Source organism: Pseudomonas bananamidigenes, assembly GCF_001679645.1.
In the GTDB taxonomy this organism is placed as follows: Bacteria; Pseudomonadota; Gammaproteobacteria; order Pseudomonadales; family Pseudomonadaceae; genus Aquipseudomonas; species Aquipseudomonas bananamidigenes.
The window spans coordinates 75345-95648 of the sequence record NZ_LRUN01000037.1 but is presented as its reverse complement, the minus strand read 5'-3'; the positions used below and the strand labels follow the sequence as shown (position 1 = coordinate 95648).

18 protein-coding genes are annotated in these 20304 nt (G+C 60.2%); 13 read left to right on the top strand and 5 right to left on the bottom strand.

The features are described from left to right. Nucleotides 1–2 precede the first annotated feature (2 nt). Both BBF94_RS13920 and BBF94_RS13915 read left to right on the top strand, forming a co-directional pair. Nucleotides 3–644: an oxidoreductase gene (locus tag BBF94_RS13920; RefSeq protein WP_065259578.1), complete on the top strand. Its 642-nt coding sequence runs from the start codon at nt 3–5 to the stop codon at nt 642–644. Between the two features lie 490 nt (nt 645–1134). After that, complete coding sequence (locus BBF94_RS13915) at nt 1135–3387, top strand: hypothetical protein (RefSeq protein ID WP_141676579.1); 2253 nt, start codon at nt 1135–1137, stop codon at nt 3385–3387. A 38-nt stretch (nt 3388–3425) separates the two neighbouring features. Here the strand turns inward: BBF94_RS13915 and BBF94_RS13910 are convergent, their stop codons facing one another. The 4 genes from BBF94_RS13910 to BBF94_RS13895 all read right to left on the bottom strand — a co-directional run bounded on the left by BBF94_RS13910 (nt 3426) and on the right by BBF94_RS13895 (nt 7731). Continuing rightward, the gene (locus BBF94_RS13910; RefSeq protein ID WP_065259576.1) at nt 3426–3710 is read right to left on the bottom strand and encodes a YceK/YidQ family lipoprotein; all 285 of its coding nucleotides are present in this window, start codon (nt 3708–3710) and stop codon (nt 3426–3428) included. Further along, nucleotides 3703–4350 (bottom strand): flavin prenyltransferase UbiX, encoded by a 648-nt coding sequence (ubiX, locus tag BBF94_RS13905; protein ID WP_065259575.1) that lies wholly within the window; start codon nt 4348–4350, stop codon nt 3703–3705. Before ubiX ends, BBF94_RS13910 begins: the two co-directional genes overlap by 8 nt. After that, nucleotides 4347–5696 (bottom strand): UDP-N-acetylmuramate:L-alanyl-gamma-D-glutamyl-meso-diaminopimelate ligase, encoded by a 1350-nt coding sequence (mpl, locus tag BBF94_RS13900; protein WP_065259574.1) that lies wholly within the window; start codon nt 5694–5696, stop codon nt 4347–4349. Before mpl ends, ubiX begins: the two co-directional genes overlap by 4 nt. A gap of 118 nt (nt 5697–5814) precedes the next feature. Continuing rightward, on the bottom strand, nt 5815–7731 hold the full coding sequence (locus BBF94_RS13895) for a sigma-54-dependent Fis family transcriptional regulator (protein ID WP_065259573.1): 1917 nt from the start codon (nt 7729–7731) through the stop codon (nt 5815–5817). A gap of 298 nt (nt 7732–8029) precedes the next feature. On the opposite strand from BBF94_RS13895, the gene exaC reads away from it, so the two are divergent. From exaC to BBF94_RS27165, 11 genes are all read left to right on the top strand, one after another. Then, nucleotides 8030–9550, top strand: coding sequence for an acetaldehyde dehydrogenase ExaC (exaC, locus tag BBF94_RS13890; protein WP_065259572.1), 1521 nt, complete (start codon nt 8030–8032; stop codon nt 9548–9550). A 234-nt stretch (nt 9551–9784) separates the two neighbouring features. Continuing rightward, the gene (eat, locus tag BBF94_RS13885; RefSeq protein WP_065259571.1) at nt 9785–11155 is read left to right on the top strand and encodes an ethanolamine permease; all 1371 of its coding nucleotides are present in this window, start codon (nt 9785–9787) and stop codon (nt 11153–11155) included. Nucleotides 11156–11236: 81 nt separating this feature from the next. Then, complete coding sequence (locus tag BBF94_RS13880; protein ID WP_065259570.1) at nt 11237–12631, top strand: ethanolamine ammonia-lyase subunit EutB; 1395 nt, start codon at nt 11237–11239, stop codon at nt 12629–12631. Then, the gene (gene eutC, locus BBF94_RS13875) at nt 12628–13461 is read left to right on the top strand and encodes an ethanolamine ammonia-lyase subunit EutC (RefSeq protein WP_404820944.1); all 834 of its coding nucleotides are present in this window, start codon (nt 12628–12630) and stop codon (nt 13459–13461) included. The genes BBF94_RS13880 and eutC overlap by 4 nt, the downstream gene beginning before the upstream one ends. A 115-nt stretch (nt 13462–13576) precedes the next feature. Continuing rightward, nucleotides 13577–14038 (top strand): GNAT family N-acetyltransferase, encoded by a 462-nt coding sequence (locus tag BBF94_RS13870; protein WP_065259569.1) that lies wholly within the window; start codon nt 13577–13579, stop codon nt 14036–14038. A 225-nt stretch (nt 14039–14263) separates the two neighbouring features. Next, nucleotides 14264–14920: a DedA family protein gene (locus BBF94_RS13865; protein WP_065259568.1), complete on the top strand. Its 657-nt coding sequence runs from the start codon at nt 14264–14266 to the stop codon at nt 14918–14920. Between the two features lie 4 nt (nt 14921–14924). Next, nucleotides 14925–15737: a M90 family metallopeptidase gene (locus BBF94_RS13860; RefSeq protein ID WP_065259567.1), complete on the top strand. Its 813-nt coding sequence runs from the start codon at nt 14925–14927 to the stop codon at nt 15735–15737. Nucleotides 15738–15849: 112 nt separating this feature from the next. Then, on the top strand, nt 15850–16377 hold the full coding sequence (gene ppa, locus BBF94_RS13855) for an inorganic diphosphatase (protein WP_065259566.1): 528 nt from the start codon (nt 15850–15852) through the stop codon (nt 16375–16377). Between the two features lie 221 nt (nt 16378–16598). Further along, entirely contained in the window at nt 16599–17339 is a 741-nt protein-coding gene (locus tag BBF94_RS13850; protein ID WP_065259565.1) for a S24 family peptidase, read from the top strand. Nucleotides 17340–17859: 520 nt separating this feature from the next. Then, the gene (locus BBF94_RS13845) at nt 17860–18921 is read left to right on the top strand and encodes a PDDEXK nuclease domain-containing protein (protein ID WP_065259564.1); all 1062 of its coding nucleotides are present in this window, start codon (nt 17860–17862) and stop codon (nt 18919–18921) included. A gap of 106 nt (nt 18922–19027) precedes the next feature. Next, entirely contained in the window at nt 19028–19480 is a 453-nt protein-coding gene (locus BBF94_RS27165; protein ID WP_225875054.1) for a hypothetical protein, read from the top strand. A 9-nt stretch (nt 19481–19489) separates the two neighbouring features. On the opposite strand, the gene BBF94_RS13840 is transcribed toward BBF94_RS27165, so the two are convergent. Next, nucleotides 19490–20302, bottom strand: a complete 813-nt coding sequence (locus BBF94_RS13840) for a YfaP family protein (RefSeq protein ID WP_065259563.1) — start codon at nt 20300–20302, stop codon at nt 19490–19492. Nucleotides 20303–20304: the final 2 nt, after the last annotated feature.

Here is a 20304-nt window from a genome sequence, read left to right as displayed (position 1 = left end):
CTATGTACTTGACGCCTCAGCATGTCTTGCTTGCCGGCGCCACCGGGCTGACCGGTGAGCACCTGCTCGATCGCTTGCTCAACGAGCCGACGATCACCCGTGTCCTGGCCCCTTCACGCCGGCCACTGGCCGAACATCCACATCTGGAAAACCCGGTCGGCGATCCACAGACCTTCCTGCCGCAACTGGCCGGTCGTGTCGATATCGCCTACTGCTGCCTCGGCACCACCATCAAACAGGCCGGCTCCGAAGAGGCGTTTCGCGCCGTGGATCTGGACATGGTAGTGGCGTTCGCCAAGCGTGCCCGGGAAATGGGGGCACGGCACCTGATCGTGATCAGCGCCCTCGGAGCCGATCGCCGGTCCTCGATTTTCTACAACCGGGTCAAGGGCGAGATGGAACACGCATTGCGCGCGCAGGACTGGCCGCAACTGACCATCTGCCGGCCGTCACTGCTGCTTGGCGAACGCAGCGAGCCGCGCCTGGGCGAGCAGCTTGCCGCGCCGTTCTCGAAACTGATTCCCGGCAAGTACCGTGGCATCGAAGCCTGCCAGCTGGCCCGGGCCATGTGGCGCCTGGCGCTGGAAGAACAGGACGGCGTGCGGATCGTCGAGTCGGATGAGCTACGCAAACTCGGCAAGTGAGTTCGCACATCAAGCGGTTCGACACAGGTCCAGACCGTGATTTTCCGATCAAGTCCGAGAACCCTGTGTTGAACCGTCCGACACCATAAGCCGATTCGATTCGCCAACCGCGTCGTAACTATCTACCACACACACCATTCCTTTCATCAATAACGTGCCTTACGGCAGGCAATCAATGAAAGGACCCCTGATGGCACCCAGAAATCCGACACCGAAAAAACCTGGCACCTCCCCCACGCCCCTCGAGCCCCCGCTACCGCCATCGACTCCGCGCATCGAGCTTCCTGGGCTCATTCGAGCCGATGGACCGAGCGTTCGGCAATCCGACTCACCGTCGTCGACAACACAGCCCTCGAGCGCGACGTTGCCCACGATTTACCTCCACGACCTCGTGCCCACTCCCGTGGAAAGGGAGACAAGTTCATCCCGTAACCCTCGCCCCGCCGCCCCCATACGCGACTATGAACTGCCGCCACAGGTCCAGACGCGTTTGCCCGACGCCAATGCTGAAGGGCTGCGAGTTCACAGAGGGCGCATTTATGCCGAAGTGCAATACACCACAACCACCACGGTGATGGTGGGATGGGACGACAGCATCGGAACCTACCGGGCGAAATTGCCCCAGGAAGCACAACCGTCAGGTCCGGCCCTGGATTTCGATTCCGACAGCCATTCCTGGCGGGTCCGTGAACCGGACGCCCCCCGTCCCTCGGTTTCACTGGCGATATCCGGACAACCGACCACCACCGGCAACATGCCGGTCCAGACACACTCGTCGCAAGCCGCGCAGCCGTCTCAGACATCTCCAGGCTCGAATGTCGCGTACGTAGACCTCCAGCATTACGTGTGGAACAAAGCCGTCACCCACCATCATGGCTACACGATCATGCATCGCATAAGGGGACGGAGCAGCGCCGTCGGTCCCGAGCTGCTTCACGCCTTCAAGGACGACAATGGATCGTTCGTCAGAGTCGAGCCTTCCGCCACTCATGTCGATCAGCCTGCAGATCTGTTGCCTGGGTGGACGGATCACGACATCTGGGATCTCTACGGTCTTCAGGGTGCAGACATCACCCGCTTTCGCACCGAGGCACACAACCTCGGCAAAAGACCCTTATGGGCCAGAGTCCGGACGCAACGACAGCAGAAGGTCTATCTGGACGCAGAGTTGAACCGTTGGCAAAGCTGGGGGCTGGAACGCGAAAGGTCCGGTCGTCCTCTGAACCGTCAAGACACCACATCCGCCGAGGATGCAGGTGAACGCACCCACGTTCCTCTGCAAGGTGAAACACCCGACTCCCCAACGCATTCGCCACGCCTGGAAACAGTCGACACGTCCGGGACAACAGACGTCGCACCCTATGGCCATCAGACCTATTACACCTGGGATCACGGCCAGACGGATTTTCACGGGTATGTCCGGTTGCAGCGCAAACCCGGTCTGAGTGACCGTCACGGCCCGCTGACGCAGGCCGCGTTTTACGACGGCACCACTCTGAAAATTGTCACGCCAGCCAGATATACGGCCAATAACAAGATATTTCGCCCTTATTGGCGAGACATCGATATCTGGAACCTGTACAGAATCGAAGGGAACGACATCGTGCGCTTTCGTCGGGATGTTGCGATCAAGGGGATCGCGCCAGACTGGGTCAAACCCCGGGAATATCCATCACTCAGGGAGCAGTTGATCGACTACTTGCGACTGTGGACAAATCCGCATTCACCGCTTCAAACACAGGAGCAAGTGATTGCCCGATTCCAGCCCTACAATCTTTCCATCGAGCAATTGACACGCCTCAGTCAGGAAATATCGCCAACCGGGCAATTCAACAACCTGATCGGCGATGAAGTACCAACCTGGGTCAAGTCACACCAGGCTCGCACACTGGTGGTGACCAGATTTGAACAATTCGAGCCGTACCTGTCGGAAATCCATGCCGAGATCATCAGGTTGAGGCGTCAGGGTGGAGGCTCAAGCCTGCTGCAGGCCAGTCTGACACCTCCGTTCTTTCGGCAGTTGCTGGAGCGCTGTGGCTACAAACGCAACAAACATAATTATCTGTACAGAGATGACATTCCTGCCGTATTCAAAGTGGATGAGCGGACACCGTTTGAATTCGCCCGCGCAGGTGCAATGATTCCACAGCCCTTGTCACTCGAGGGTTCCACGAGTGCAACTGCCGTGAGTGCACTGTTCAGTCTCAAGACTGCGATGGGTTTCATCGGTCAGTTCAATACAATGCCTGCTGCCTCCAGCGCCCGACCGAGGGAATCACTGACACGCCAGGAACCCACCCGGATCAATGACGTCACTTCCAGCCCCCACTCTCCACGCCTCCTGTTTTGCTACCTGATCGATACCCGTAATGTCGAGGTGGTCCCGGGTTCGGACAACCGCATCTACAACGCAGCGCGGGTCAACCTGCGTTCTGCAGATGACAGCACTTTGTTTCCTGCCATGAAGCTGGAGGGACACGTTTCGATGCAGCCCGCCGGGTTCAGCTCAAGGCGTATCTGGCTGGTCAACTCGGCCATGACGCGTGCAGCCACCGTGGACGACCTGTACACGCAGGCACGAGCAAGAAGCCAAGACCTGGCAGTCGAAGTCCTGAACCGGGATGAATACGACGCCTTGATCGATGAGGTGGCAACGGCCGGGAAACGGGTGATGGAATGGCCGCCAGGAAACGACATCTTTTCCACCGACATCACCTTTCCCGTCGAAACCATTACGTTGTAGAAAAAATCATGAGCCGGCAGTCTGGCGGGCCGGAGGCTTCACAACCCTCCAGTCGCCTGGAACCCCACGCCAATCACGGTGAGCAGCGACAACGGCAACAACAGAGTATCGAGCAACGCACTGGCCGGCAGATCCACGCCGGGATAGCTCGGCGCCTCGGCGCCGAACCGATCCATCGCGCAACAGCCGCCATGCATCGCATACAAATCCAGTCGCGTGCCGGAATACACCACCGGCGCGCCGGGTTTGGCGGCATCGAGCGTTCGGGCCGTGGCACAGCCGGTCAATTGCAACATCAGCAGGATCGCCAGCAGCTTATTCATCACTGCTCAGATGGTGCTCGCCCCAGCGCGGCAGCATGTCCTGGGGGATGCCCAGCAGATTGAGAATCCGTGCCACCACGAAATCGATCAGGTCATCGATGGTCTGCGGCTGGTGATAGAAGCCCGGCGAAGCAGGCAGGATGGTCACGCCCATGTTCGACAGCTTGAGCATGTGCTCCAGGTGAATGCTCGAATACGGCGCTTCGCGCGGCACCAGAATCAACTGGCGGCGCTCCTTCAGCGTCACGTCCGCCGCGCGTTCAATCAGGTTGTTGCAGGCGCCGGTGGCGATGGCCGACAAGGTGCCGGTCGAACATGGCACCACCACCATCGCCGCCGGCGCCCCGGAGCCCGAGGCCACCGGCGACATCCAGTCTTCCTTGCCATACACCCGGATCTGCCCGGCGGCGGCACCGGTGTATTCGGTCAGGAATGCCTGCATCGATTGCGGTTTGGCCGGCAGCGTCACATCCGTCTCGGTGGCCATCACCAGTTGCGCGGCCTTGGAGATCAGGAAATGCACCTCCCGATCCTCGCGCACCAGACAATCCAGCAGGCGCAGGCCGTACTGGGCGCCGGACGCGCCGGTCATCGCCAGTGTGATGCGTTCCGGGCCGCCGTCCTGAAAGCGAGTGTTCATTTCAGCGCCTCGGCAAGTTTGCCGTGCAGTCCGCCGAAACCGCCGTTGCTCATTATCACTACGTGGGTGCCGGGCTGGGCCTGGCTCTTCACGCGTTCGATGATGCCTTCCAGCGAATCGCTGACAATCGACGGCACGGTGCACAGCGCGGCAGTGCCCGCCAGGTCCCAGCCGAGGTTGGCCGGGGCGTACCAGATCACCTGATCGGCATCCACCACGCTGTCCGGCAGGCCGTCACGGTGAGCGCCGAGCTTCATGGAGTTGGAGCGCGGCTCGATGATCGCGATCAGCGGTGCATCACCGATGCGTTTGCGCAAGCCATCGAGGGTGGTAGCAATCGCGGTCGGGTGGTGGGCGAAGTCATCATAGATGGTGATGCCGCGCACTTGCGCGACTATCTCCATCCGGCGTTTGACGCTCTTGAAGCTGCTCAACCCGGCAATGCCCATGGATGGCACGACACCGACGTGACGTGCGGCGGCCAGAGTGGCCAGGGCATTGGCAACGTTGTGCTGACCGGTCAATTCCCACTCGACCACACCTTGGGACTCGCCTTCAAACATCACCTCGAACGCCGAGCCATCTTCTTTCAGCAACTTGACCTGCCACTGGCCGCCGGCACCTGTGGTCTGCACAGGCGTCCAGCAGCCCATCTCGATCACGCGCTGCAAGGCCGGTTCAGTGGTCGGATGGATCACCAGACCTTCGCTCGGAATCGTGCGCACCAAGTGGTGGAACTGCCGCTCGATGGCCGGCAGATCGGGGAAAATGTCCGCGTGATCGAACTCAAGGTTATTGAGGATCGCGGTGCGCGGACGGTAGTGGACGAACTTCGAACGCTTGTCGAAGAACGCGCTGTCGTACTCGTCGGCCTCGATCACGAAGAACGGCGTGCCGCCCAGACGTGCCGACACCGAGAAGTTCTGCGGCACACCGCCGATCAGGAAACCCGGGCTCATGCCGGCGTGCTCCAGCACCCAAGCGAGCATGCTGCTGGTGGTGGTCTTGCCGTGCGTACCGGCAACCGCCAGCACCCAGCGATCTTGCAGCACATGGTCGGCCAGCCATTGCGGACCGGAAACGTACGGCAGGCCTTTGTTCAGCACATATTCCACTGCCGGATTGCCCCGGGACATGGCGTTGCCGATCACCACCAGATCCGGTGCCGGATCGAGCTGGGCCGGGTCATAACCCTGGGTCAGTTCGATGCCCTGGGCTTCAAGCTGAGTGCTCATCGGCGGATAGACGTTGGCATCGGAGCCCGTCACATGATGGCCCAGCTCTTTGGCCAGAACCGCCATCGAACCCATGAAAGTCCCGCAGATACCCAGAATATGAATGTGCATAGTCGACCTCGTAAAACATGGCCGCAGGGTAGCGCAGGGAGGGGGAAATCGCACTCTTTAGCTGATCACCCGACATGATCGTTCCCACGCGGAGCGTGGGAACGATCAGGAGGGGTATTCAGGCAGTTCGGGCAATCCCGTGTTTGCGCAGTTTTCTATAAAGGGTGTTGCGACTGACGCCAAGCTGCTCGGCCGTATGGGTCATATGCCAGCGCGTGTGCTCCAGTGCATTGAGCAACGCCAGCCGTTCGGCATCCTCCAGCGGCTGTCCGGACGACGCCTCATCGACTTTGATCAACAGTGGCTGTATCTCCCGGAACATCGCAGGCAGATCCTCCAGTCCGATCCGCCCTTCATCGCACAACGCCGCCAGCGTGCGCAACACATTGCGCATCTGCCGCACGTTGCCCGGCCAGTTGAACCGGAGCAAGGCCCGGCGCGCCGGTTCTTCGATCAGGATCGTTTCACCACTGGCCTCTTCGGCCAGCAGGAAATCCAGCAATTGGGATTTGTCACTGCGCTCGCGCAATGGCGGCAGCGCCACTTCCAGCCCATTGAGGCGGTAATACAAATCCTCGCGGAAACTGCCGTCCGCCACTCGCTCCAGCAGATTGCGGTGAGTGGCACTGATGATCCGCACGTTGACCGCCTCCGGCTCGCCACCGATCGGCACCACCTGCCGGTCTTCGAGCACTCGCAGCAGACGGGTCTGCAAGGCCAGCGGCATGTCGCCGATTTCGTCGAGGAAAAGCGTGCCGCCATCGGCCTGTTGCAATTTGCCGCGCATGCCGTCCTTGCGTGCGCCGGTAAAACTGCCGCCGCGATAGCCGAACAGTTCGCTCTCGATCAGGCTCTCGGGAATCGCTGCGCAGTTGAGTGCGACAAACGCTTTGCCTGCGCGTTGACTGGCGTTGTGCACAGCCTTGGCGAACGCCTCCTTGCCGGAGCCGGTTTCGCCATTGATCAACAGCGGCACGTCGCGCTCGAACACCCGCAAAGCCTTGCGAAAGGCCGTCTGCAGCCCGGCATCACCCAGGCAAATGCCGGCCAGGCGCGGTGTTTCGGGAACTGTCGGTTTCGGCAGGACGGAAGACGGCTTGCGCGCTTCTCCACGCAATACGGCAAACAGATGCCGTCCGTCACGGCTGCGCAACGGCCAGCTGGCGCTGGCCTGGGCACTGGCGCGCCCGAGCAATTCATCCAGCGAACAATCGAAAAACGCCTCCACCGGTTTGCCGAGCAAGCCGCCACGAATGTGCCCCAGCAGGTTCAATGCGCTCTGGTTGACCGCACTGATCCGCCCTTCCCCGTCAAACGCCAGCAACCCTTCGCTGAACAGCCCCACGGACTCGGCCTGGAGATGGAAACGCAGCAACCATTGATTATCGAAACAACGCAGGAAGTAACAGCTCTCGATCATCTTCGCCGACAGATTGACCAGCGCCATGGTGTGAAACTGGCTCTGGCGCGAAACGTCCGGCCGCGCCGAGGACACGTCGAGCACCGCCAGCAGTTCGCCGTGGGGATCGAACACCGGGCTCGCCGAGCACGTCAGGCCGGTGTGGCGTCCACGGAAATGTTCGTCCTGATGAATGGTCAGGGCCTGACGCTCAACCAGGCAGGTGCCGATGCCGTTGGTGCCTTCACAGGCCTCGCTCCAGTCTGAACCCAGCCAGAGGCCGGCGCGCTCGAAGATCTTGCGTTCGGCAGGAGCGGTGACGCAGTTGAGGATCACCCCCCGCGCGTCGGTCAGCAGCACCGCGTGGCCGGCCCCGGAAAGTTGTTGATGCAGGCTGCTCATTTCATTGCCGGCGATCTGCAACACCTGCTGCAGGCGTTCGCGGCTTTCGAGGACACGACCGTGTTCGAGCACCGTCGGCGCCATGGTCAGGGCCGGGTCGAGGTGATAGTCCTCAAGACAACGCAGCCACGAACGGGCAATCGACGGGTCGGCACCAGGGCCATGCAGGTGCGGCTTGCCCTGGGTGACGGTGAGAACCTGACGGGCATGGCGACTCAAATGGTTGTCGTGCATTTCTTATTATTCTCCCCGAGGCTCATCGGCCCATGCGTGAAGTGGTGCTCAGCATCCTCCAGCCAACCGGTCTTTGCAATGCTGGCAAGACCGCCCGGTCACGGGTTGTGCCAGAAGCGGTACAAACTGTCACCCGGGCTGTACCGATACCGTCACAGGCGCTTGCCACTTGTCCGACAGAAATCACGCAAAGCCTTGATTTTCCTGAGCTGCACGGCAGTGGCCCGGCCTTTGCTCTACGCTTATGGCAAGCGCACATGCGCCTCCCGACAAATACAAAAGCCAAGGAGAAATCGTCATGCGTTACGCTCACCCCGGTACTGAAGGCGCCAAGGTCTCGTTCAAGAGCAAGTACGGTAACTACATCGGCGGCGAGTTCGTCGCGCCTGTCAAAGGTCAGTACTTCACCAACACCTCGCCAGTGAATGGCCAGCCGATTGCCGAATTCCCGCGTTCCACTGCCGAAGACATCGAAAAGGCCCTGGACGCCGCCCATGCCGCTGCCGATGCCTGGGGCTCGACCTCCGCCCAGGCCCGCTCGCTGATCCTGCTGAAAATCGCCGACCGCATCGAACAGAACCTCGAAACCCTGGCAATCACCGAAACCTGGGACAACGGCAAAGCCATCCGCGAAACCCTCAACGCCGACATCCCGCTGGCTGCCGACCATTTCCGCTATTTCGCCGGCTGCCTGCGCGCCCAGGAAGGCAGCGCCGCCGAAATCGACGGCAACACCGTGGCCTATCACATCCATGAACCACTGGGCGTGGTGGGCCAGATCATCCCGTGGAACTTCCCGATCCTGATGGCCGCGTGGAAACTCGCTCCGGCGCTGGCTGCCGGCAACTGCGTGGTGCTCAAACCTGCCGAACAAACCCCGCTGGGCATCAGCGTGCTGCTGGAGTTGATCGGCGACCTGCTGCCGCCGGGCGTGCTCAACGTGGTGCAAGGGTTCGGCAAAGAAGCCGGCGAAGCCCTGGCCACCAGCAAGCGCATCGCCAAGATCGCCTTTACCGGCTCGACCCCGGTCGGTTCGCACATCATGAAATGCGCTGCCGAGAACATCATCCCGTCCACCGTGGAACTGGGCGGCAAGTCGCCGAACATCTTCTTCGAAGACATCATGCAGGCCGAGCCAAGCTTCATTGAAAAGGCTGCCGAAGGCCTGGTGCTGGCGTTCTTCAACCAGGGCGAAGTCTGCACCTGCCCGTCCCGTGCTCTGGTTCAGGAGTCGATCTATCCGCAGTTCATGGAAGCGGTGATGAAGAAAGTCAGCCAGATCAAACGCGGCGATCCGCTCGATACCGACACCATGGTCGGCGCCCAGGCGTCCGAACAGCAATTCGACAAGATCCTTTCGTACCTGGAAATCGCCAAGGGAGAGGGTGCCGAGCTGCTGACCGGCGGCAAGGTGGAAAAACTCGAAGGCAACCTGGCTTCCGGTTATTACATCCAGCCGACCCTGCTCAAGGGCAACAACAAGATGCGCGTGTTCCAGGAAGAAATCTTCGGCCCGGTGGTGAGCATCACCACTTTCAAGGACGAAGCCGAAGCCCTGGCGATTGCCAACGACACCGAGTTCGGCCTCGGCGCCGGCCTCTGGACCCGCGACATCAACCGCGCCTATCGCGTGGGCCGGGCCATCAAGGCCGGTCGTGTGTGGACCAACTGCTACCACCTGTACCCGGCGCATGCCGCGTTCGGCGGGTACAAGAAGTCCGGTGTCGGCCGTGAAACCCACAAGATGATGCTCGACCACTACCAACAGACCAAAAACCTGCTGGTGAGCTACGACATCAACCCGCTGGGCTTCTTCTGAAAAACCGGGCGACACCGAACTATCGGTGTCGCCCTCCAAATTGCTATCGCTGGCAAGCCAGCGATGGCGTCCTCGATGACACAACACAAAGCCTGGCCGCTCTGGCACGGGCCTTGCGTACCCGTCATTCAGGATTTGCGTGAACATCGCCGCTGCGTGAACAGCACCCACTCACTCAACCGCTGCACCCGAAAGTCCAACAGATCGAACAATAAAAAGAGAAAGAGAGGACTTATGACTTCCACCACACAGCTCAAACCCACACTCGGCACCCTGCACCTGTGGGGCATTGCCGTCGGCCTGGTGATTTCCGGCGAATACTTCGGCTGGAGTTACGGCTGGGGCACGGCGGGAACCCTGGGATTCCTGGTCACCGCCCTGATGGTCGCGACCATGTACACCTGCTTCATCTTCAGTTTTACCGAACTGACCACCGCGATTCCCCACGCGGGCGGGCCGTTTGCCTACAGCCGCCGGGCCTTTGGCGAGAAAGGCGGACTGATCGCCGGGATCGCCACCCTGATCGAATTCGTCTTCGCCCCACCGGCCATCGCCATGGCCATCGGCGCTTACCTCAACGTGCAATATCCGGAGCTCGATCCGAAAGTCGCGGCGGTCGGCGCGTATTTCGTGTTCATGACCCTGAACATTCTCGGCGTGAGTATTGCCGCGACCTTCGAACTGGTGGTTACCGTGCTCGCCGTCGCCGAATTGCTGGTGTTCATGGGCGTGGTCGCACCGGGCTTCAGCTTCAGCAACTTCGTTCTCAATGGCTGGTCGGGCTCCAGCGAATTCAGCCTCGGCTCGATTCCCGGGATCTTCGCCGCGATTCCTTTCGCGATCTGGTTTTTCCTCGCCATCGAGGGTGCGGCCATGGCGGCTGAAGAAGCCAAGGACCCGAAACGCACGATTCCCAAGGCTTATGTCAGCGGCATCCTGACCCTGGTGTTCCTGGCCATCGGCGTGATGGTGATGGCCGGCGGCGTCGGCGACTGGCGACAACTGGCGAACATCAACGACCCGCTGCCCCAGGCGATGAAAGCCGTGGTCGGCAACAATTCGACGTGGATGCACATGCTGGTGTGGATCGGCCTGTTCGGGCTGGTGGCGAGTTTCCACGGGATCATCCTCGGCTACTCGCGGCAGTTCTTCGCCCTGGCCCGGGCCGGTTACCTGCCGAAAAGCCTGGCCAAACTCTCGCGCTTCCAGACCCCGCACCGGGCGATCCTGGCCGGTGGCGTGATCGGCATCGCGGCGATCTACAGCGACGGTCTGGTCAATCTGCAAGGCATGAGCCTCACCGCTGCGATGATCACCATGTCGGTGTTCGGTGCCATCGTGATGTACATCATCAGCATGCTCAGCCTGTTCAAACTGCGTAAAACCGAGCCGAACCTTGAGCGCACCTTCCGCGCTCCGGGCTATCCGATCGTGCCGGGGATCGCGCTGTTTCTGGCACTGGTGTGTCTGGTGGCAATGGCGTGGTTCAACACCCTGATCGGCTGTGTGTTCCTGGGCTTCATGGCTGCCGGCTATCTGTATTTCCAGCTGACCGCCAGGCAACGCTCCGAAGCACCGGCAGACGCTATGCTCGAAGGTATTTAAAACGTTAGCCGAGTTGCACCGGCATCGGGCCTGATGCCCGATGCCTGCACTGAAAACATTCATTCAGGAGTAACGCGCCCCATGGCCGCATTTGCGCATACCGTCGGCGCCCGGACCTACCGCTTCGACAGTCTCAAGGATGTGATGGCCAAGGCCAGTCCGGCGCGCTCCGGGGATTTTCTGGCCGGCGTCGCTGCGCACAACGATGGCGAGCGGGTGGCCGCGCAAATGGCGCTGGCCGACATCCCGCTGAGCCATTTTCTGCAAGAAGCGCTGATTCCTTATGAAGCCGATGAAGTCACCCGACTGATCATCGACAGCCACGACAGACAGGCCTTTGCGGTCGTCAGCCACCTCACGGTCGGCGGTTTTCGCGACTGGTTGTTGAGCGAAGTGGCCGACGAGACCAGTCTGCACGCCCTCGCCCCCGGCCTGACGCCGGAAATGGTCGCCGCCGTGTCGAAGATCATGCGCGTGCAGGATCTGGTGCTGGTGGCGCAGAAGATCCGCGTCGTGACGAAGTTTCGCGGCACCCTCGGCCTGCGTGGAAGGTTATCCACAAGGCTGCAACCCAATCACCCGACCGACGAACCGTCCGGCATTGCCGCGAGCATTCTCGACGGGCTGCTGTACGGCAACGGTGACGCCATGATCGGCATCAACCCGGCCACCGACAGCATCGCCTCGATCTGCGCGATGCTGGAAATGCTCGACGCAATCATCCAGCGCTACGACATTCCGACCCAGGCCTGCGTGCTGACCCACGTCACCACCTCCATAGAAGCGATCAACCGTGGGGTGCCGCTGGATCTGGTGTTCCAGTCGATTGCCGGCACCGAAGCGGCCAATGCCGGTTTCGGTATCAACCTGAACATTCTCAAGGAAGGCTACGAAGCCGGACTCAGCCTCAATCGCGGCACCCTTGGACAAAACCTGATGTATTTCGAAACCGGTCAGGGCAGCGCGTTGTCGGCCAACGCCCACCACGGCGTCGATCAACAGACCTGCGAAACCCGGGCCTACGCCGTGGCGCGGCATTTCAAGCCGTTTCTGGTGAACACCGTCGTAGGCTTCATCGGCCCGGAATACCTCTACAACGGCAAGCAGATCATCCGCGCCGGCCTCGAAGACCACTTCTGCGGCAAGCTGCTCGGCGTGCCGATGGGCTGCGACATCTGCTACACCAACCACGCCGAAGCCGACCAGGACGACATGGACACCCTGCTGACCTTGCTGGGCGTGGCGGGGATCAATTTCATCATGGGCATCCCCGGCTCCGACGACATCATGCTCAACTACCAGACCACCTCGTTCCACGACGCGCTCTATGCGCGCCAGACCCTGGGCCTGAAACCGGCGCCGGAGTTCGAGCAGTGGCTGGCGAAGATGGGCATCTTCACCCAGGCGGACGGCAAGGTCCGCTTCGGTAACAACCTGCCGCCGGCCTTCCGCCAGGCCCTGGCGCAACTGGGATGAGTCAGATGGAAAAACCGCCCGTCGATCCACAGAACCCCTGGCTTGAGCTGCGTCGCCTGACCCCGGCGCGAATCGCCCTCGGTCGCACCGGCACCAGCCTGCCGACCCGCGCCCAACTGGATTTCCAGTACGCCCACGCACAGGCCCGGGATGCGGTGCATCTGCCCTTCGATCATGCCGGGCTCAGCGCTCAACTGGCCGAGCGCCAGCGCGACAGCCTGCTGCTGCACAGCGCGGCGGTGGATCGCAACAGCTACCTGCAACGCCCGGATCTGGGGCGCAGGTTGAGCGATCAATCGGCGCAAGCCCTGCGCGAATACGCCCTGGCGAATCCAGGCGGCGTGGATCTGGTGATCGTAGTGGCCGACGGGCTCTCGGCGCTGGCGGTGCACCGGCATACCCTGCCATTGCTAACCCGCCTGCAAGAACAAATGGCCGCCGACGAATGGTCAATTGCGCCCGTGGTGCTGGTTGAGCAAGGCCGAGTGGCGATTGGCGACGAAATCGGCCAGTTGCTGGGCGCCAAAATGGTCGTGATGCTGATCGGAGAGCGCCCCGGCCTCAGCTCGCCGGACAGCCTCGGTTTATATTTCACCTACAATCCAAAGGTCGGCCTCACCGATGCCTGCCGCAATTGCATCTCCAATGTGCGGCTTGAGGGCTTGAGCTACGGCATGGCGGCGCATCGCTTGCTGTATCTGATGCGCGAAGCCTGTCGGCGAAAGCTGTCGGGGGTCAATCTGAAGGACGAGGCGCAGGTTCAGACGCTGGAATCGGAAGCCGGTGCAGATATGAAGAGTAATTTCCTGCTCGATCCACCGACGGCCTGAACCGTTTCCGCATTGCCTTGATGCGCCGGTTTCAGGCAGGATCGACGCACGGCCGCCCGGGTTTCCCATCGCCGTCAGAGCAGTTGAAGACAGCCACTTGAAGACGAGACCTATCATGCGGATTATTCAAGCGACCCTCGAACACCTGGACCTGCTGGCTCCGCTGTTCGTCAAATATCGTGAGTTCTACGGCTCCCTGCCCTATCCGGACTCGTCCCGGGCATTCCTCGAAAAACGCCTGCGGCGCAAGGAATCGGTGATTTACCTGGCCCTGGCCGATGACGACGACAAAAAGCTCATGGGCTTCTGCCAGCTCTATCCGAGCTTCTCCTCGCTGTCGCTCAAGCGCGTGTGGATCCTCAACGACATCTACGTCGCCGAAGATGCCCGGCGTCAGTTGGTCGCCGACAACCTGATCCGCACCGCCAAGCGCATGGCCAAGGAAACCCAGGCCGTGCGGATGCGCGTTTCCACCAGCAGCGACAACGAAGTGGCGCAGAAAACCTACGAGTCCATCGGATTCAAGGAAGACACCGAGTTCAAGAACTACATTCTGCCGATCAGCGACGAACTCTGATTTTTTCTAACAGGCCATCGTGGCGAAGGAGCAGTCTGCCTCGCCACCAGGCCTGCGCCTCGTTTCCCCTCGAAACGCCCCGCTACAAAACCAACGCGCTTTTCACCTGACAGATCGTATAATCCTGTGCTTTCCGGCCTGTAAGAAAAACTACACCCGCTTGTAGGCTTACACCGAATCATCCGCACAGGCCTGCCGAGTCGGGCCATTACCACAGGTGCCCACATGGATTTCAACCCGATCGACATCATTCTGCATCTCGACGTCTACCTCGACATGCTGGTGAACAACTATGGGACCTGGATCTACGCCATCCTGTTTCTGGTCATCTTTTGCGAAACCGGTCTGGTGGTCACGCCGTTCCTGCCGGGCGATTCGTTGCTGTTCATCGCCGGCGCAGTGGCCGCAGGCGGCGGCATGGACCCCGTGCTGCTGGCGGGCCTGCTGATGTTGGCGGCGATTCTCGGCGACAGCACCAACTACGTGATCGGACGGACGGCAGGGGAAAAACTGTTCAGCAATCCGGATTCGAAAATTTTCCGTCGGGATTATCTGCAACAGACCCATGACTTCTACGACAAGCACGGTGGCAAGACCGTGACCCTGGCGCGCTTCCTGCCGATCATCCGTACCTTTGCGCCGTTCGTCGCCGGCGTCGCAAAAATGCCTTACCCGCGTTTCTTCGGCTTCAGTGTATTCGGCACGATCCTGTGGGTTGGCGGTCTGGTGACCCTGGGCTACTTCTTCGGCAACGTACCGTTCATCAAGAAGAATCTGTCGCTGCTGGTGGTCGGTATCATCCTGCTGTCGCTGGTGCCGATGATCATCGGCATGCTGCGCAGCCGCCTTGGCGGCGCCGGTTCCAAAGCCGAATCGCGCTGATCCGATGTGGTCACTGAGCGCCTGGCGACGCCGGCGCATTCTGGCCAGGCACCCGATTGCCGATGACATGTGGCAACGGGTGCGCCACCATCTGAGTTTTCTTGACGGCATCAGCCCGGCAGAGGACCAATGGTTGCGCGAAGCCTGCGTACTGTTCCTCGAAGACAAGCACCTGACCGCCCTGCCCGGTGTCGAACTGCATCAGGAACAGCGGCTGCTGCTCGCAGCCCAGGCGCAGTTGCCGCTTTTGCACCTCGGCGATCTGAACTGGTATCAGGGCTTCCACGAAATCATTCTGTACCCCGACGACTTCCTCAGCCCGCAGCGCCATCGCGATGCCAGTGGCGTCGAACACGAGTGGGATGGCGAGCACAGCGGCGAAGCCTGGCAGCAGGGGCCGGTCATTCTCGCCTGGCCCGGAGTGATGGCCAGTGGTGGCTGGGAAGGCTATAACCTGGTGATCCACGAACTGGCGCACAAACTCGACATGCTCAACGGCAACGCCAATGGCCTGCCGCCGCTGCACGCCGACATGCGGGTCAGCGACTGGGCCGAGGTCATGCAGGCGGCCTACGATGATCTCAACCGTCAGCTCGACCGCCATCCCGACGCCGAAACGGCCATCGACCCGTATGCCGCCGAGAACCCGGCCGAGTTCTTTGCCGTTACCAGCGAGTACTTTTTCAGCGCCCCGGACCTGCTGCACGAGGCTTATCCACAGGTGTATGCGCAACTGCGACTTTTCTACCGCCAGGATCCATTGGCCCGACTGAAGCAACTTCAGGCCACGGACCCGGTCTATCAGGCACACGAGTAAGGCCCGGACGACTTTCGGTGCATGGCATCGCGGGTCGAATATGCCTATAATCGCCGCCACTTTTTGGTCAATCCGGCCAAGTGTTTTGGTCTACTAACGGGGGCAACGCCCAATGAGCTACAGCAAGATTCCGGCTGGCAAAGACCTGCCGAACGACATCTACGTCGCGATCGAGATCCCGGCCAACCACGCGCCGATCAAGTACGAAATCGACAAAGACAGCGATTGCCTGTTCGTTGACCGTTTCATGGCCACCCCGATGTTCTATCCGGCCAACTACGGTTTCATCCCGAACACCCTGGCTGACGACGGTGATCCCCTGGACGTGCTGGTCGTGACCCCTTACCCGGTTGCGCCAGGTTCGGTGATCCGCGCACGTCCGGTCGGCGTCCTGAACATGACCGACGACGGCGGCGGCGATGCCAAAGTCATCGCAGTCCCGCACGACAAGCTGTCCCAGCTGTACGTGGACGTGAAGGAATACACCGACCTGCCAGCCCTGCTGATCCAGCAGATCGAGCACTTCTTCGCGAACTACAAGGATCTCGAGAAAGGCAAATGGGTCAAAATCGAAGGTTGGGACGGCGCTGACGCTGCCCGCGCCGCGATCACCAAGTCGGTTGCTGCCTACAAAGGCTAAGCCTCTCGACCTGCGACACGCTTGAAGAAAACCCCGGTTGATCCGGGGTTTTTTGTGCCTGACGGGCAGTGACTTAAACGCTTTGTTTATGGCTGCCTACAGAAAAGTTTTAGCGTGTGTAATTTCCTACAAGTACGTCTTACATCCCGTCGCAAAATTTGCCTCGATTTTGAACGCCAGGTTTATTCAAAGCGCTCTGGGCCGGCCTTAGACTCGTGTTTATGAGAAAGAACACTAGCGGTCCAAGATTCAAGGCACTCCTGGAAGCTGCGAACATCACCACCACGGGATTCGCAAAGTTCTGGGGCACGGAAGCCCAAAACGTTCATAACTGGTACACCCGGGGCGTCCCCGCGTACCGCATGGAAGAGGTGGCGCGCCTGTTATCGGTCAACAGTCTCTGGCTGAGAACCGGCGAAGGCCCGAAAGACGCCCCGCGTCTGCAGGCGGGTCCGGGCGATACGTTCGATGCCCAGTCCATCAGTGGCGTTTACACGGTGCTCGAATCCACCGACATCGAACTGCCGCTCTACAAGGAAGCGCCCACGGCAGCCGGTTCCGGCAAGACCCACGTCATCAAGGACCCGGAGCAGACCGTGCGCCTGCCCCGCAGCCACCTTGAATCCCTGGATATCCACCCCACTGACGCCATCTGCACCCACATGATCGGCAACAGCATGGCCGAGAAAATCGAAGACGGCTCCACCCTCGCCATCGACCGCAGCCTGACCCAAGTGGTGGACGGCGAAATCTACGCCATCGAACACGACGGCATGTTGCGCATCAAATACCTGCACCGCATGCCCGGCAACGCCTTGCGCCTGCGTAGCCACAACAGCGCGGAATACCCGGACGAGATCTTCAGGGCTGCGCAGATCGAGGAGCAGAGAATTCATGTGTTGGGGTGGGTGTTCTGGTGGTCGACGCTGGGCAAACGGCGGCCGGTGGTGCCGTTTCTTTGACCTGGTGTGACCCGGCCTGCTGGTGATGAGCCCCTGAAACTCGGTACAAATCCTCGATTTTCTGCAGTTTGATGGCTCTAAACCGCAGTTCAAGCTGGGAATCCCCGGCAAAACTCAGTATCCTGCGCCCCACATTCGCGCATCGCCCCGCCCTGCGGCCCAGATGACGCCTGACGCGGCAGACCACTGTCTGACCAAGTCCCACAGCCGGACGCAAGATCCGGATGTACGTTTTGAAGGCTGGCGCGGTTTACCAAAAATAAACCAAGCCAGTCCCCGAGAAGCCGGCCACAAGCCGGCTTTTTAATGCCTTCAGAAAAGCTGCTGATCCTGCATGAACATTGCCGCCACTGCTCTCCTGCAAAGCATCGACGCCTGAAAAAGTAAGCAGCCTCTCTTTCTACCGAAGGAAATGTCCTAGAGCAGTCCGTCCCGCTTGCGCCTGGGGAGTACGCTGGCTAACCTTCGGCCCTGCCTGCAAAACTGCAAGGCCGCACCGATGAAACCAAGCGGAAAAAGCATGCGCCACACCCCTGTTAGTCTAAGTGCACAACCCGAGGGTTACAGCGTCTGGCTGACCGAATTGAAGAGCCGTATCCATGATGCTCAACAACGCGCAACGTTGGCGGTCAATCGGGTGCTTGTGCTTCTTTACTGGGAGATCGGCCACGATATTTTGTCGCGGCAAGCACAACAAGGCTGGGGTACAAAGGTAATCGATCGCTTGGCTCAGGATTTACGCGCAACCTTTCCAGATATGAAAGGGTTTTCCCCCCGTAATTTGAAATACATGCGCGCTTTTGCTGAAGCGTGGCCGGATAGAGAATTTGTGCAACAAGCTGCTGCACAATTACCTTGGGGCCACAACCTAGTGCTGTTGGACAAGCTGTCCTCCCGTGAACCTCGTTGCTGGTACGCATCTCAGGCCATCGAGCACAACTGGTCACGCAGCATTCTGGTAATGCAAATCGAGACGCGCTTGCTGGAGCGCAGCGGCAAGGCAGTCAGTAACTTCGACAGCAACCTGCCAAAACCTCATTCCGACCTGGCCCGCGAATCGCTGAAAGACCCGTACCGTTTCGACTTCCTCGGTCTGACCGTAGATGCCCAAGAAAGAGAAATTGAAACCGCTCTAATCAAACATGTCACTGATTTCCTCTTGGAACTGGGTGCAGGCTTTGCGTTCGTCGGTCAGCAAGTACTGCTGGATGTGGGTGGTGACGAGTTCTTTATCGATCTGCTGTTTTATCACCTCAAGCTCCGTTGCTATGTGGTGATAGAACTCAAGGCTGGCAAATTCAAGCCCGAGCATTTGGGGCAACTGAGTTTTTATCTGACCGCAGTCGATGCACAGCTCAAACACCCCCAGGACAGCCCGACCATTGGTCTACTGCTGTGCAAAAGCAAGAATAAGGTGGTGGCTGAATATGCCCTTCGTGACAACGCCCGCCCTATAGGGGTGGCGGAATACCAATTGGTAGAGTCTCTGCCGGTAGAATTTCAAACCAGCCTGCCCAGCATCGAACAAATCGAGCGTGAGCTGGCGAGTGATGACATATCGAGGAACGGTGACGAGCACTGATCGCACGACCTTTGAGGTTAAGACAGAGGTCATTATTTGGTCCCGAGAAACATCGACCACGCGGAGAGTTTCACCGTTACCCGGCACGGAAAAGCAAGGAACAATATTGCACAAGGACGTTTCAAAATTGATAACCCACCTCATGAATTCACGCCTGACATCTGCTGCCCTGACAACGACTGCATGCCTCAGCCTGACAGCATGCGTGGGAGTAGGTGTTTCCTTCCCTGAAAAAACCACACTCAAAACCGACGCCTACAGAGTACAAAACTACCGTTCGACTCCCCCACAGATCACCAGAACAGCAAAATCGCCACCCGTCCGAGAATGGTGCGGAGTTACTATCTGGGCACTGGTTCCGGTGCCGTTGAAACTGCCGGTGTGCGCGTCGTATTCCGAGCAATCCTTCGGCAAAGACGAGTTCGGAAACGAAGTCGTTCTGCTCGACACCGAGCAAAAAGTGCCATCTCCGCTATACGCTTGTGGCCCATTCATGGTGCTGGGACCCATCGTTCACGGATATGAAGGCAATGCACTGTGCGGGGTTTTTTCTAAATGATCCGATAGTTCAGGGATAACTAAACGACTTCACCAACGTCAACTCCCCCACCGCCCGCATCGGCACCACGAACGTCTCCATCTTCTCGCTCGGCGTCCCTTCCTCGGTAATCACCGTCACCTGCGCGGTGGTCAGCGGCTGCACCGCCTCTTCCCCGCCCTCGTCATCCCCGCGATAGCCACCGCCGAAGTAGTTCACATACACCAGATACTGCCCCTTGATCGGCGCCGGCATGGCGAAGATTTCCGGGCCGTAGCCGGTGGTCACGTCGACGTCCAGGGCCGCGCCGTTGGGGGCGACGCGGTCGCCGTACCAGATGTGTGCGCCGTCGGGGGTGATCAGGTGCAGGTCGAGGTCGGTGCCGTCGCTGTCCCAGGACAGCAGCACGCGCAGTTTGGCCGGCGTCGCACCGCCGCTGGCGTTGAGGAACTGGGTGCGGTGACGTTGCTGGCCGTCGGGGCTGCGGACTTCGACGCTGTTGCTGCCTTTGGGGAAGGAGAACGGGCGGTCGAAGCGGCCGCTGTCGTCGATTTTCAACGGCATGCTGACACCGTTGACGATCAGCCGGCCGGGCTCTTTGCTTTTCGGTGTGGCTTTGATTTCACCGCTGATGCGGGCGGTGTTGGCCTGGCCGACCGGGGTGTTCACCGAGGAGGCCGGGTAGTTGACGGTCTGGCGGAAGTCTTCCCCCTCGCCGTCTGGCGCGCCTGTGCGCCAGCCACCGACCGGAGTGTCGAGTTTGACGCTGTCGGCGGCCATCGCCATCGGCAATGCATTGAATGCGCAGAGCAACAGCAGGGCCTGTGGAAAACGGAGTGTCATGG

Bases quoted from the DNA above. Each gene is read 5' to 3' on its own strand.
- ppa (WP_065259566.1), top strand. From the start codon at position 15,850: ATGAGCTACAGCAAGATTCCGGCTGGCAAAGACCTGCCGAACGACATC.
- BBF94_RS13895 (WP_065259573.1), bottom strand. From the start codon at position 7,731: ATGCACGACAACCATTTGAGTCGCCATGCCCGTCAGGTTCTCACCGTC.
- eutC (WP_404820944.1), top strand. From the start codon at position 12,628: ATGAGTCAGATGGAAAAACCGCCCGTCGATCCACAGAACCCCTGGCTT.
- BBF94_RS13850 (WP_065259565.1), top strand. From the start codon at position 16,599: ATGAGAAAGAACACTAGCGGTCCAAGATTCAAGGCACTCCTGGAAGCT.
- BBF94_RS13880 (WP_065259570.1), top strand. From the start codon at position 11,237: ATGGCCGCATTTGCGCATACCGTCGGCGCCCGGACCTACCGCTTCGAC.
- BBF94_RS13910 (WP_065259576.1), bottom strand. From the start codon at position 3,710: ATGAATAAGCTGCTGGCGATCCTGCTGATGTTGCAATTGACCGGCTGT.
- mpl (WP_065259574.1), bottom strand. From the start codon at position 5,696: ATGCACATTCATATTCTGGGTATCTGCGGGACTTTCATGGGTTCGATG.
- BBF94_RS13860 (WP_065259567.1), top strand. From the start codon at position 14,925: ATGTGGTCACTGAGCGCCTGGCGACGCCGGCGCATTCTGGCCAGGCAC.
- BBF94_RS13920 (WP_065259578.1), top strand. From the start codon at position 3: ATGTACTTGACGCCTCAGCATGTCTTGCTTGCCGGCGCCACCGGGCTG.
- BBF94_RS13845 (WP_065259564.1), top strand. From the start codon at position 17,860: ATGCGCCACACCCCTGTTAGTCTAAGTGCACAACCCGAGGGTTACAGC.
- BBF94_RS13840 (WP_065259563.1), bottom strand. From the start codon at position 20,302: ATGACACTCCGTTTTCCACAGGCCCTGCTGTTGCTCTGCGCATTCAAT.
- exaC (WP_065259572.1), top strand. From the start codon at position 8,030: ATGCGTTACGCTCACCCCGGTACTGAAGGCGCCAAGGTCTCGTTCAAG.
- eat (WP_065259571.1), top strand. From the start codon at position 9,785: ATGACTTCCACCACACAGCTCAAACCCACACTCGGCACCCTGCACCTG.
- BBF94_RS13865 (WP_065259568.1), top strand. From the start codon at position 14,264: ATGGATTTCAACCCGATCGACATCATTCTGCATCTCGACGTCTACCTC.
- BBF94_RS13870 (WP_065259569.1), top strand. From the start codon at position 13,577: ATGCGGATTATTCAAGCGACCCTCGAACACCTGGACCTGCTGGCTCCG.
- ubiX (WP_065259575.1), bottom strand. From the start codon at position 4,350: ATGAACACTCGCTTTCAGGACGGCGGCCCGGAACGCATCACACTGGCG.